The following is a 13,967-nucleotide window of genomic DNA, read 5'->3' on the forward strand; positions in this document are numbered from 1 at the left end:
TGTCGTCGTTCGGGATCAGTGGCACCAACGCGCATGTCATCCTCGAACAGGCACCCGCGGACCCCGCACCGCACCAGCCCACCCCCACCGGACCCGTCCCCTGGCTGCTCTCCGCCCGCGGTGCCACGGCCCTGCGGGACCAGGCGCAGCGGCTGCGCGCGTTCGCCGCGGCACACCCCGAGTACAGCAACCACGACATCGGGCGCTCCCTCGCCATGAACCGCTCCGCCCTCACGGACCGGGCCGTCGTCCTCGCCTCCGATCGCGGCGAACTCCTCGACGCCCTGCGGGCACTGGCCGACGGAACTGCCGCCGACGCCGTGGTGTCCGGGACGGCCACCAAACCGTGCAGGACGGCCTGTCTCTTCACGGGCCAGGGCAGCCAGTACCTCGGCATGGGACGCGAACTCCACGCCACATCCCCGGTGTTCGCCGACGCCCTCGACGACGTCTGCCGCCGGATGGACCCCCACCTGGACGTGTCCTTGAAGGAACTGCTCCTTGCCTCGGAGGAGTCCCCTCTCGGGTCCCTGATCGACCGGACCCGCTACACCCAGCCGGCCCTGTTCGCCCTGGAAGTCGCGCTGTTCCGGCTCCTGGAGCACTACGGACTCGTCCCCGACTACCTGCTGGGGCACTCCGTCGGCGAACTCGCCGCCGCGCACGCCGCGGACGTCCTCTCCCTGGACGACGCCTGCGTCCTCGTCGCCGCCCGCGGCCGGCTCATGCAGTCGGCCCGGGGCGGGGGGGCCATGGCCGCCGTCCAGGCACCGGAGGAAGAACTGCGCCCCGTGCTCGCGGCACACGCCGGGCGCGTGGTCGTCGCCGCGTACAACGGTCCGCGCTCGATCGTCGTCTCCGGCGACGAGCAGGCCGTGGCCGCCGTCGAGAAGACCATGCGAGACCTGAAGCGACGCGTCACGCGGCTGCGCGTCAGCCACGCCTTCCACTCCCCGCACATGGACGGCATCCTCGACGAGTTCCGCGCCGTGGCCTCCCGTGTGGCGTTCTCCGCACCCGCCGTCCCGATCGTCTCCAACCTGACCGGCAAGCCCGTCGACGGCGGTGAGCTGACCGATCCGGAGTACTGGGTGCGGCAGTTGCGCGAGCCGGTCCGCTTCTGGGACGCAGTGCGCTTCCTGGACGGCGACGGAGTCGGGCTGTTCCTGGAACTCGGCCCCGACGGTGTGCTCAGTGGCATGGTCCGCTCCGGGTTCGAGGACCGCGACGGCGGGCCGCGGACTGTCGTGCCCGTGCTGCGCCGGGGGCACGCGGCAGCGGACACGGTCACACAGGCGCTGGCCCGGTCCCATGTCATCGGTGCGCACATCGACTGGTCCGCGGTCTTCCCCGGCGGCCGGACCGTGCCCCTTCCCACCTACCCCTTCCAGCGGACGAGCCACTGGCTCCTGGAAGCCCCCTCGCCCGTCGCCCCCGACTCCTTCGGGCATCCCGTCCTGCATTCCACGGTCGATCTGGCGGGCGGACAGGGCCGGGTGTTCACCGGTCGCCTCGCGCCCGAGACGCACCCCTGGCTCACCGAGCACACCGTCCTGGGTGTCCCGCTGGTGCCCGGGGCCGCCCTCGTGGAACTCGCGCTGTACGCGGCGCGGTCCACGGGCGCGGAGCGGGTGTCGGAGCTGACCCTGGAGAACCCTCTCCACTTCCACGACGCCGTCGACGTCCAGGTCTTCGTCAGCCCTCCCGACGGTGCGGACCGCTCGCCCCTCGCCCTGTACTCCCGCCCCGCAGACGGCCGGGCGGGGGAGTGGACCCGCCATGCCGTGGGCCTGCTGGACGCGAAAGGCCCGCTGCCCCCGGCGCCACCCGCCCGGACACCCGAGTCGGCCGGCCCGGCCTCCTGGCCGCCCAGCGGCGCCGCCGCAGTGACGATCGACGGACTGTACCCCCGGCTCGGCGAGCAGGGGTACGGCTACGGACCGGCGTTCCAGGGTCTGGAGGCGGTGTGGCGCGACGGCCCCGACCTGTACGCGGACGTCGTACCGGTGCCCGCCGCCGAGCCGGTGAACGCCCCGGCCTTCCTGCTGCATCCCGCAGCCCTGGACGCCGCGCTCCACACGATCCTCGCCGTCGGTTCCGCAGACGCCTCCAGGACCCTCGTCCCGTTCAGCTGGAGCGGTGTGACGCTGTACCAGCCGGCGGCAGACCGCCTGCGCGTCCACCTGCGGCACCGGGAGGGCGACACCTACGGACTGACTCTCTCCGACGAGAGGGGCGCACCGGTTCTCACCGTCGACACCCTGGCGCTGCGCGACATCCCCCGGCACACCATGGCGCCGCACGAGGACCTCTTCACACTTCAGTGGCCGCAGTGGCGTCCGGCGGGCGAGGACCCGGCACCGGGAACCTGGGCGGTACTGGGGGACCGGGCCCGGCCCATCGCCGAGGCCGCCCGGGCCGGCGGCCGGTCCGTCGTCCGCCACCCGGACCTCGACGGACTCCTACGCTCCGTCGCGGCCGGTGCCCCGGTGCCGTCACTGGTCATCACCACGGCACCGGGAGCAACGAACACCGGCACCGACGACACCGTCCCCGCGGCAGCGGCCCGCGCCGCACACGAGACACTCGCACTCGCACAACGCTGGACCGCCGACGACCGGCTCAGCCGTTCCCGGCTCGTCCTGCTGACCACCGGAGGCGTGGCGGCAGCGGAAGACGAACACCCCGACCTCGCACAGACCCCCGTGTGGGGACTGATCCGCTCCGCCCAGGCCGAACACCCGGGCCGGTTCACCCTCGTCGACTGGGACGGGCAGCCCGACTCCCTGCGCGCCCTCGTACGGGCCCTGGCATCGGACGAACCGCAACTCGCCGTACGGGCCGGCCGGGTGTCGGTACCCAGGCTGCGCCGGGCCCGCCCGGTCGAAGGCACCGCCGCACCGTTCGACGGGAGCAGCCATGTCCTGATCACCGGTGGCCTTGGCAGCCTCGGCCGCCTCGTGGTCCGCCACCTCGCGAGCGAGCACGGCGTCAGACGGTTCCTGCTGACAAGCCGGCGGGGACCGCGTACGCCCGGCGCCGAGGAGTTCGTCGCCGAGCTGAACGCGACCGGAGTGCACGTCACCGTGGCCGCCTGTGATGTCGCGGACCGCGCCGACCTGGCCCGGCTCCTGGCCGATGTGCCCGGCGGCCACCCGCTGTCGGCGGTGGTGCACGCGGCCGGCGTCCTGGACGACGGCGTGCTCGGGGTGCTCACCCCGGAACGGTTCGACCGTGTCCTGCGGCCCAAGGTGAACGCCGCCGTCCACCTGGACGAACTGACCCGGGAGCTGGACCTCACCGCGTTCGTGCTCTTCTCATCGGTCGCCGGCCTCATGGGCACGGCCGGGCAGGCGAACTACGCCGCGGCCAACACCTTCCTCGACGGCCTGGCCCAGGCACGCCGGGCCACGGGGCGGGTCGCCGTATCCCTTGCATGGGGCCTGTGGGAGACGGACAGCGGAATGGGAGGCGGGCTCGGTACCGCCGAGCTGGAGCGCCTGTCCCGCTCCGGGGTACGGCCCCTTACGGACCGCGCCGGGCTCGCTCTGTTCGACGCCGCGGTCGCCGCGGGCACCGCGGTGCCCGCCGCCGTACGATTCGACCTCCGTGCCCTGGACCCGGACACCGCCCCCGCGGTGCTGCGCGACCTGGTCGTGCCGCGGCGGACGGCAGCAGGAGCCCCGCGCGACCACGGCAGCGACCTGCGCGGCGCACTGGCCGCCGCACCGTCCGGCGAGCGCCGGCACCTGCTCGTCACAGCGGTCTCCGACGCCGCCGCGTCCGTCCTCGGACACCGTGGCCAGGACCGCGTCACGGTGGACCGCCCCTTCCAGGACCTCGGATTCGACTCGCTGATGGCGCTCGAACTGCGCAACCGCCTGACCGCCGTCACGGGACTCGCACTGCCGCCGACGCTGGTCTTCGACCATCCCACCCCCGGCGCGCTGGCGGACATGCTCCGGACCGCACTGTTCGGTGAGGAGAGTGCCGAGTCCCCGACGGAAGAGCAGTCCGGCCGCGCCCCGGAGCCGGACCCCGGCCCGTCCCGCGCCCTCGACACCCTGACCGCCGACGAGTTGGTGCGCCTGGCACTGGGCGACGGCCCGTCCTAGTCCACCCCGATCAGCGAAGTACGGAGAGACATGATGGCGTCCACAAGTAGCGAACAGCTGGTCGAGGCACTGCGGGCAGCGCTGAAGGAGAACGAGCGGCTCAAGGGCGTCAACGCCCGGCTTGAGGAAGCCCAGGGCGAGCCGATCGCGATCGTCGGCATGGCCTGCCGGTACCCGGGCGGGGTCAACTCGCCGCAGGACCTGTGGCGGCTGCTCACCGAGGAGACCGATGCGGTGGGCCCGTTCCCCACGGACCGCGGATGGGATCTGACGGGCCTCTTCGATCCGGACCCCGACACACCGGGAACCTCGTACGCGGCCGAAGGCGGCTTCCTCCACGATGCGGCCCGGTTCGACCCGGAGTTCTTCGGGATCTCACCCCGGGAGGCCCACGCGATCGACCCCCAGCAGCGGCTGCTCCTCGAAGCGGCCTGGGAGACGTTCGAGCAGGCCGGCCTGGATCCCCGAACCCTGCACGGCAGCCGGACCGGTGTCTTCGTCGGGACGATGTACGACGACTACGCGTCCCGCCTCTCGTCCGCCCCCCAGGACTACGAGGGCTATCTGAGCACCGGCAGCGCCGGCAGTGTCGCCTCCGGCCGGATCTCCTACACCTTCGGCTTTCAGGGACCGGCCGTCACGGTGGACACCGCCTGCTCGTCGTCACTGGTGGCGCTCCATCTCGCCTGCGCCTCGATCCGCCGCGGCGAATGCACACTCGCCCTGGCGGGCGGCGCGACGGTGATGGCGACCCCCATGCCTTTCGTCGAGTTCAGCCGGCAGCGCGGACTCGCCGCCGACGGCCGGTGCAAGTCCTTCTCCGACACGGCGGACGGCACGGCGTGGTCGGAGGGCGTCGGACTGCTGCTCGTGGAACGGCTCTCCGACGCGGTGCGCCACCAGCACGATGTCCTCGCCGTCATCCGGGGATCCGCCGTCAACCAGGACGGTGCGAGCAACGGCCTCACCTCGCCCAGCGGCCCGGCCCAGGAACGGCTGATCAAAGAGGCACTGGAGGCCGTCGGGCTCCACCCGTCCGAAGTCGACGCGGTCGAGGCGCACGGCACGGGCACCGCCCTCGGCGACCCGATCGAGGCGCGCGCCCTCCTGGCCGTGTACGGCACCGCGCACGCACCGGACCGCCCGCTCCACCTCGGGTCGCTCAAGTCCAACATCGGACACGCGCAGGCCGCCGCCGGCGTCGGCGGCGTGATCAAGATGACCCTGGCGATGCAGCACGGCATGCTGCCCCGCACCCTCCACGCCGACCGCCCCACCTCCCGTGTCGACTGGTCCAGCGGGGCCGTGGCCCTGCTGACGGAGGCGACCGCGTGGCCGGAGCCCGACCGGCCCCGCAGGGCAGCGGTGTCGGCGTTCGGCATCAGCGGCACCAACGCACACCTGATCCTGGAACAGGCCCCACCGCCCGCCCGCCCGGCCGTCCCGGCAGGACCGCAGGCCCCCGCGCTCCCGGTGGTCCCGGTGCTTCTGTCCGCGGCCACAGAACCGGCGCTGCGGGCCCAGGCCGCCGCCCTCCACCGGCACATGGCCACGAACCCCTCCACCGGCATCCTGGACCTGGGCTTCTCGCTGGCCACCACCCGGTCCCGCCTGGGGCACCGGGCCGTACTTCTGGGGCGCGACCGGGACGGCGTACTCGAAGGGCTGCGCGAACTCTCCGCCGGTGACACCGTCCCGCAGGCGGTGCGCGGCACGGCGACCGCAGGGCGGACCGCGTTCCTCTTCGCGGGCCAGGGCTCACAGCGGCCGGGATCCGGCCGGGAGTTGTACGAGGCCTTTCCCGCCTACGCCATGGCCTTCGACGAGGTGTGCGACGCGCTCGGACCGCACCTGGAGCGCCCCCTGCGGGACGTGGCCTTCGCCCCCGAGGGCTCCTTCGAGGCCCGACTGCTGGAACGTACCGAATACACCCAGCCCGCCTTGTTCGCAGGCGAGGTGGCCCTGGCCCGCCTCCTGGGCTCGTGGGGCGTTTGTCCCGACGCGGTGCTCGGTCACTCCGTCGGAGCCCTCGCTGCCGTGCACATCGCGGGCGTCCTGTCGCTCGACGACGCTGCCGCGCTCGTCGCCGCACGGGGCCGGATCATGCAGCAACTGCCGTCGGGCGGCGCCATGGCCGCGCTGAACGCCGGGGAGGAGGAAGCGACCGCGCTGCTGGCCGGCCACGAGGACCGGATCGCGCTGGCCGCCGTCAACGGCCCCGCCTCGACCGTGCTCTCGGGCGACCGTGAAGCCCTCGCGGCCGTGGTGACCGCCTTCGAGGACAGGGGCGGCAGAGTGAGCCGACTGCGCGTTCACCACGCCTTCCACTCACCGCTGATGGAACCGGCGCTCACCGAGTTCCGCAGCGCCGTACAGCGGTCGCAGTTCCACGCGCCTCGCCTCACCGTCGTCTCGGACCTGACGGGCAGGCCCGCCCGGCCCGGAGAACTGGAGTCCGCCGACTACTGGGTGCGTCACGCGCGCCACACGGTCCGCTTCCGGGACGGCGTGCACAGCCTGGCGGACCTGGGGTGCACCCGCTTCCTCGAACTGGGTCCGCGGGGTGCCCTCACCTCACTCGCCGCAGACTGTCTCGCCGAGGACCCCGACGGGCCACGGGCCACCGGTCCCGTGCCCACGGTCGTTCCCGCCCTGAGGGGACGGCAGCCCGAGCCGGAGGAACTGCTCAGTTCCCTCGGCCACCTGGACGCGTGCGGCACCGACGTCGACTGGGCGGCCGTGTTCGCCGGCCGCGGTGCCCGGCGCACCGCACTGCCGACATACCCCTTCCAGCGGGGCCACTACTGGCTCGCCGACCCCGGGCCGGTCTTCACCCGCGCCGGCGGACCCACGCCCGTCGACCACCCGGTGCTCACCTCGCGCATCGAACTCGCCGACCCGGCAGGGATCTTGCTGACGGGACGGCTGTCCGCCGGGGAGCAGCCGTGGCTCACCCACCACCGTGTCGCGGGAGACGTCCTGCTCCCCGGTACCGCGCTGTGGGAGCTGGTCGCGACGGCCGCCCGGGAAGCGGACGGCGACACCCTGGAGGAACTCGTTCTGGAGGCGCCGCTCGTGGTTCCCGGTGACGCGGCCACGGAACTGCGGGTGTTCGTCTTTGCCGAGGACGCCGGCCGCAGGTCCGTCACCGTCCACGCGCGCATCGCGGGCGCCGCGGGCGGCTGGCTGCGCCACGCCCACGGCACGCTCGTCGGCCGCACACCCGAGCGCCCGGCCGCACTCGACGTCTGGCCGCCCCAGGGCGCCGAGCCCGTACCCCTGGACCCCGACCGCCTGTACGCCGGCCTCGCCGCCCGCGGACTCGACTACGGACCCGCCTTCCGCGGTGTGCGGGCGCTGTGGCGCCGCGGGCAGGAGGTGTTCGCCGACATCGAGTCGTCCGACGTGTCCGCCCACCGCCCCGGCGGCTACCTCGTGCACCCGGCGCTGTTCGACGCGGCACTGCACCCTGTCGCACTCGGCGGACTGATCGAGGACACCCCCGCCTCCACGGCCCTCGTCCCCTACACCTGGTCCCGGGTGCGCTTCCACGGACCGGCCGGTACCCGTCTGAGGGTGCGGCTCGCCCCCGCCGGAGCACAGGCCGTCGCGGTCGACGTGGCGGACGCGGCGGGACACCCGGTGGCCTCGGTGGGATCGCTCGCGCTGCGCCCGATCGGCGCCACGGCCGGCCCCGCGGAGGTCGGCGACGGCCTGTACGTCCCGTCGTGGGAGCCGGTCGCCCTCCCGCCGGACACCGGCGCCCGGCCCCGGTGGGCCGTGTTCGACGCGTACGGAGGCGGACCGTACCCAGAGCCGGACGCCGAAGGCGGTGCCCTGCCCGTCTTGCGGGACCATGCCGCCCTGGCCGCCGCCCTCGCCTCGACAACCGCTCCCGAGCTGATCCTCATGCCCTCCCCGCCGGCCGCGGCCGCGGCCGGGGACGGCCGGCCGGACGCCGAAGCCGTCCGCGATGTCCTCGGCCACGTCCTGCGCACCGCGCAGATGGTCACCACCGGCAAACGGACCGCCGGTACCCGGCTCGTGGTCCTCACCGGCGGCGCCGTGACCGTGGGCGGCGAACAGCCGGCGGCCGCTCCCGCCGCCCTCGCCGGCAGTGCCGTGTGGGGACTGCTGCGCGCCGCGCAGACCGAGCATCCGGGAACCTTCGTCCTGATCGACTCCGACGACGCCCCCGAGTCCCGCCGCGTCCTCGCGGCCGCGCCGGCCCTCGGCGAGCCCCAGCTCGCCCTGCGCGGCGGAACGGCGTACCGGCCCGTGCTCACCGCCCAGGAACCGGACACCGTCCTGCGCCCGCCCGCGGACCGGACGCACTGGCGACTCGACTACGTCGCCCGGGGCTCGCTCATGGACCTGTCCCTGGCTCCCTGGCCGGAGGCCGCAGCCCCGCTGACCCACGGACAGGTCAGAGTACGGATGCACGCCGCCGGGCTGAACTTCCGGGACGTACTGCTGTCCCTCGGTGTGATCCCCCCGTCGGTCGACCCGTCCGCCGCGGATCCCGGCCAGGGCGGCGAGGGCTCCGGTGTCGTCCTCGATGTCGGCCCCGGGGTGACGGACTTCAAGCCGGGCGACCGGGTCATGGGTCTGTTCTCGGGCGTCGGCCCGGTCTCGGTGACCGACCACCGGCTGATCTGCCGCATCCCGCAGGGGTGGACCTTCGCCCAGGCCGCCGCGGTCCCCGTCGCCTACCTGACCGCCTACCACGGGCTCGTCGACCTGGCGGGCCTGCGCCAAGGGGAGTCGGTCCTCGTGCACGCGGGCACCGGCGGCGTCGGCACCGCGGCGCTGCAACTCGCCCGCCACCTGGGCGCCGAGGCGTACGCCACCGCGGGACCCGGCAAATGGCATGTACTGCGTGCCATGGGACTGCCGGAAGACCGCATCGCGTCCTCGCGGACGCTGGAGTTCGAGCACCGCTTTCGCGAGAGCACCGCGGGCCGGGGCGTCGACGTCGTACTCAACTCCCTCGCGGGCGAGTACACCGACGCCTCCCTGCGGCTGCTGCCGCGCGGCGGCCGCTTTCTGGAGATGGGCAAGACCGACCGGCGCGACCCCGCCGAGGTGGCACGGACGCACCCGGGTGTCGTGTACCGCGCATTCGACGTACGGGACCCGGGCCCCGACCGGATCCGAAAGATGCTCGGCACCCTGCTCGCCCTCTTCGAGCAGGGCGCCCTCACACCATTGCCGGTGTCGGCCTGGGACGTCCGGCGTGCGCCCGAGGCGTTCCGGTACCTGAGCGAAGCCCGCCACATCGGCAAGGTCGTCCTTGAGTTCATGGGCGGCGACGGGCTCTGGGACACCTCCCGCGCCGTGCTGATCACCGGAGGTTTCGGCGGCCTGGGCACGCTCGTCGCCCGGCACCTGGTCACCGAGCACGCAGTGCGCCGTCTGGTCCTGGTGGGCCGCCGGCTTCCGGGCCCGGCGACCGAGGTTGCGCACACCGTGGCCGAGCTGCGCGATCTCGGCGCCGACGTGCGCACGGTGGCCTGTGACACCGCCGACCGGGAAGCGCTGGCCGCCGTACTGGACGCACTGGCGGGCGACGGGGTGCGCCTCGGCGGAGTCGTGCACGCCGCGGGTGTGCTCGATGACGGCGTGTTCGAGGCCATGACGCCCGAAAAGCTGGAACACACCCTGCGGCCGAAGGTCGACGCGGCACTTCACCTCCACGAACTCACCGAGCCCCTCGGGCTGTCGGCGTTCGTCGTCTTCTCCTCCCTGGCCGGGACCATCGGCTCCGCCGGGCAGGCCGCCTACGCGGCCGGCAACGCCTTCCTCGACGCGCTCGTGCGACACCGGCGCGCGACCGGGCGGCCTGGGGTCTCCCTCGTCTGGGGCCTGTGGGAGGGCACATCGGGCATGGGAAGCGCCCTGACCGAGACCGACATGGCGCGCATGGCACGCACCGGAGTGGCCCCGCTGTCCGCGAAGCGCGGCCTGGAACTCCTGGACGCCGCGATGCACCGCAACGCGCCCGTGGCCGTCGCCGCGCACTGGAACCTCGATGCCCTGTCCGCTGCCGCTCCCACGTCCTCGCTGCTCAAGAGCCTTCTGACGGAGACCCCCCGGCGCTCCTCCACCCCGGCCGCCGGGCTCGGCACGCCCGCCTCCACCTCGCCGGACGGACCGGGAAACGGCGGCAGCGGTGACGATCTGGTCGAGACGGTGTGCCACGAGATCGCCGTGGTCCTCGGGCATGCCTCGTCCGCCATGGTCGACCCGCACGGAATCTTCGACCGGATCGGCTTCGACTCGCTCACCGCGGTCGAACTGCGCAACCGCCTGGCCAAGGCCACCGGCATCCGGCTCCCCGCCACCTTCATCTACGACTATCCGACGCCGCTCGAACTCGTCCATCACCTGCGCGGCCGACTCGGCGAACCCCAACCGACGGACGCGGAAAGCACCCAGGGCACCGAAGCCGTCCTCGACGGCCTCAGCCGCCTCGAGTCCGCGGTCGCCGCCCACCCCCTCGACGCCGGCCTGCGCGATGCGGCACGGACCCGTCTCGAAGACCTGCTGACCGCACTGCGCACCCCGACCGGAGGTGAAACCGCGTGAACCCGACCCGAAGCCGCGCGGCGCGCGTCTTCCATCCGCGGCCGCACAGCGCCGCACGCCTGGTGTGCTTCCCCCATGCCGGCGGCGCCGCGTCCGCGTTCGCCGCGTTGTCCGCCGCGTTGCCCGAAGACATCGAACTGGTCGCGTTCCAGTATCCGGGCCGGCAGGACCGGCACGCCGATCCGTTCGCCGAGGACATCGCCGCGCTCGCCGAGGAGGCCGTCCGGGCGCTCGCCGAGTACGGCGATCAGCCCCTGTTCCTGCTGGGGCACAGCATGGGCGCGCTGACCGCTTTCGAGACGGCCCGCCGGCTGGGCCGCCCCGGCAAGGTCGCGCGGCTCTTCGCCTCGGCTGCTCGGCCACCCTCCCAGGACTGGGGAGAACGCGACCTGGACACCTGCGAGGACCGCGAGATCGTCGCGGAGCTACGGCGTCTGGGCGGCGTCCCCGAAACGCTCCTCCAGGACCCGGAGACGGTCCGCGAGCTGCTTCGGCTGCTGCGCGCCGACCATCGCGCCCTGCGCCGCTACCGGTGCCCACCCGGTGCAGCCCTGGACGCCCCCATCACGGTGCTGCTCGCCACAGCGGACCCGAAGAACACGCCCGGCCAGATGGCGGGCTGGGCACGTCACACCACGGGCGGACTGGACGTCGAGGGACTGCCCGGCGGCCACTTCTCCCTGACCTCGCACCAGCCCGGCCCCGCCCGCCGGCTCGCCCGGCGCATCCGCGAGGACCGGGCCCTGGCCGCCGGCTCCCGCCCCGCGGCGGACGCGGCCCGCCGCCCGAACAGCACACCCATGGGGGAAAAATGACGCAGCCGCCCCACAGCGACCTGGTGCGTCGGATCTACCTGGCGGGGGCCCACGGGCAGAGCCCGCAGCTGCCGACGGACCTGACGGCCCTCGGCGAGGCGGCCCGTGCCGTACTGACACCGGCCGCCCACGGATACACCGCAGGCGACGCCGGCACCGGCGCCACCGGCCGGGCCAACCGGGAAGCCTTCGAGCGCTGGCGGCTGCTGCCCCGCATGCTGCGGGGCACCGCCCGTCGCGACCTGTCCGTGCCGTTGCTCGGGCAGCGCCTTCCGGTGCCCGTGCTGCTGGCTCCGGTGGCCGCGCAGACCGTGGTCCACGCGGACGGCGAGCTGGCCTCGGCCCGGGGAGCGCGGGACGCCGGTGTCCCGTTCGTCCTGTCGACCGGCTCGTCGTACAGCATGGAGGACGTCGCGGACGCCGCCCGACCGGGCAGCGACGCACCGGCGGACGGCCCTTCCGTGCCGCGCTGGTTCCAGCTGTACTGGCCGGCGGACCGGGCCGTGGCCGAGTCCCTCGTACGGCGCGCGGAGGCGAGCGGCTACACCGCGCTCGTCCTCACCGTCGACGCGCCCGCGTTCGGATACCGCCCCGCGGATCTCGACCACGGCTATCTGCCCTTCCTCGATGGAGCGGGCATCGCCAACTTCACCGGCGACCCGGCCTTCCGGGCCGGTCTGCCCTCCGGCGCCGACAGCCGGTCCGTGACAGCACACTGGGCGCAGGTCTTCGCCAACCCGGCCCTGAACTGGGACGACCTGCCGTGGCTGCGCGAGCTGACCGCGCTGCCCATACTCCTCAAGGGCATCCTGCACCCCGACGACGCCCGCCGCGCGCTCGACCTGGGCGCGGACGGTGTGGTCGTCTCCAACCACGGCGGACGCCAACTGGACGGCGCCGTGGCGGCCCTGGACGCACTGCCGGCCGTTCGCGCCGCCGTGGGCAGGTCCGTCCCCGTGCTCTTCGACTCCGGCGTGCGCACCGGCAGCGACCTCGTCAAGGCCCTCGCTCTCGGCGCGGACGCGGTGCTGTACGGGCGTCCCTTCCTGTACGGACTGGCGCTCGGCGGACGCGACGGCGTGGCCCACGTCCTGCGCTGCCTGCTCGCCGAAGTGGACCTCACCCTGGCGCTCACGGGATGCGCCTCGGTCGGCGACCTCACGCGCGAGGTCCTCGCCCTGCCGGGCGTCCTCCCGGTTTCCGGTCCGCCGGACGGGACCGGTGCCGCGGCGCCGTCCCCACCCGCGGACACCACGAACGAGGAGGGCCCGATATGACCCGTCCCGTAGGCAGGCACGAGCGCGGCGGCTGGATCCGCCGCTACCACGATCCCCCCGGCGACGGCCCGGCCCTGGTGTGCTTTCCGCACGCCGGCGGTTCCGCCACCTCCTTCTTCCGGCTTTCCGCCGAGCTGTCCCTCCTCGCGGAGGTGCTGGTCGTCCAGTACCCGGGCCGTCAGGACCGCATGGACGAGCCGGTCGTCGACGACATCAGGCGGCTCGCGGACCACATCGCCGATGCCTTGCTGCCATGGCAGGAGCGGCCGTTGGCCCTGTTCGGGCACAGCATGGGCTCGGTCGTGGCCTTCGAGACCGCCGTACGCCTGGAGCGCGACCCGGGGCGCGTTGATCCTCTGGGACTGATCGCCTCGGGGCGGACGGCGCCGTCGGTCCTGCGGGACCGGGGAGTGCACCGCAGGGACGACGCGGGCATCGTCGCGGCGATGGCCGAACTGTCCGGGACGGACCCCGCGCTCTTCGCGGACGAGGAGATGCTCGCAGTCGTGATTCCGCCCGTCCGGTCGGACCACCGGGCGGTCGAGACGTACCGGTGCGATCCCGGCGCACGGCTGCGGTGCCCGATCACCGCCTACGGAGGGGACGCCGACCCGCATGTGTCCCGCCACGACCTCGCCCTCTGGGGCGGCCATACGGCGTCCGCGTTCGCCACGCGCGTCTTCCCGGGCGGTCACTTCTACCTTCAGCCAGGCCAGGACGACGTGGTCGCGGCCATCGGGCGGGACCTGCACGGCTTCGCGGCGGCACACGAAGGCGCCCCGGGAAGGCGCGGTACGACCCCGGGCGCACACCTGTGAGCGGAGGACCTGCTGCCGCCCTCCGTGTCCGTGCGCGAGGCATGCGAAGACGTCCGTGTGCCGCTCCTCTTCCCTGAAGAGGAGCGGCTGGTCGGCGTTGTGGTCGAGGCGCGCCGGAAGGAGTTCGCGACCGTACGGCCGAAGCCCGCACCTCAGCGGCAGCCCCCGGCAGGGTGGTTCACCCGGTTCGAGGAGAGGATGGTGTGCGGAAGCGGTTGATGGCGTGGATGTGCCTGGCGCGTAGTTCCTGGTCGCGTATGCCCAGGCCTTCTTCGGGGGCGAGGCAGAGGACGCCGACTTTGCCCTGGTGGGTGTTGCGGTGGACGTCGTGGGCGGCCTGTCCGGTGTCGTGCA

General features: G+C 73.7%; 5 protein-coding genes and 1 pseudogene. 5 read left to right on the top strand and 1 reads right to left on the bottom strand.

Going from position 1 to position 13,967, the window contains the following annotated elements; genetic code table 11:
- From ABT245_RS44720 to ABT245_RS44740, 5 genes are all read left to right on the top strand, one after another.
- Positions 1-4,115 (top strand): type I polyketide synthase (locus ABT245_RS44720; RefSeq protein WP_351746600.1); only part of this gene is annotated, 4,115 nt, incomplete at its 5' end.
- A 33-nt stretch (positions 4,116-4,148) separates the two neighbouring features.
- Positions 4,149-10,703, top strand: coding sequence for an SDR family NAD(P)-dependent oxidoreductase (locus ABT245_RS44725; RefSeq protein ID WP_351746603.1), 6,555 nt, complete (start codon positions 4,149-4,151; stop codon positions 10,701-10,703).
- On the top strand, positions 10,700-11,518 hold the full coding sequence (locus ABT245_RS44730; protein ID WP_351746605.1) for a thioesterase II family protein: 819 nt from the start codon (positions 10,700-10,702) through the stop codon (positions 11,516-11,518). The genes ABT245_RS44725 and ABT245_RS44730 overlap by 4 nt, the downstream gene beginning before the upstream one ends.
- Positions 11,515-12,795 carry an alpha-hydroxy-acid oxidizing protein gene (locus ABT245_RS44735; RefSeq protein ID WP_351746608.1) on the top strand — a complete coding sequence of 427 codons (1,281 nt, stop codon included), beginning with the start codon at positions 11,515-11,517 and terminating at the stop codon, positions 12,793-12,795. The genes ABT245_RS44730 and ABT245_RS44735 overlap by 4 nt, the downstream gene beginning before the upstream one ends.
- Positions 12,792-13,613, top strand: coding sequence for a thioesterase II family protein (locus tag ABT245_RS44740; protein ID WP_351746611.1), 822 nt, complete (start codon positions 12,792-12,794; stop codon positions 13,611-13,613). Before ABT245_RS44735 ends, ABT245_RS44740 begins: the two co-directional genes overlap by 4 nt.
- A gap of 178 nt (positions 13,614-13,791) precedes the next feature.
- Here ABT245_RS44740 and ABT245_RS44745 read toward each other — a convergent pair.
- Positions 13,792-13,967, bottom strand: a pseudogene (locus tag ABT245_RS44745) (crotonyl-CoA carboxylase/reductase); the annotation flags it as partial.

This window comes from Streptomyces sp. NPDC001508, assembly GCF_040298665.1.
Taxonomy (GTDB): domain Bacteria; phylum Actinomycetota; class Actinomycetes; order Streptomycetales; family Streptomycetaceae; genus Streptomyces.

Bases quoted from the DNA above. Each gene is read 5' to 3' on its own strand.
- ABT245_RS44725 (WP_351746603.1), top strand. From the start codon at position 4,149: ATGGCGTCCACAAGTAGCGAACAGCTGGTCGAGGCACTGCGGGCAGCG.
- ABT245_RS44735 (WP_351746608.1), top strand. From the start codon at position 11,515: ATGACGCAGCCGCCCCACAGCGACCTGGTGCGTCGGATCTACCTGGCG.
- ABT245_RS44740 (WP_351746611.1), top strand. From the start codon at position 12,792: ATGACCCGTCCCGTAGGCAGGCACGAGCGCGGCGGCTGGATCCGCCGC.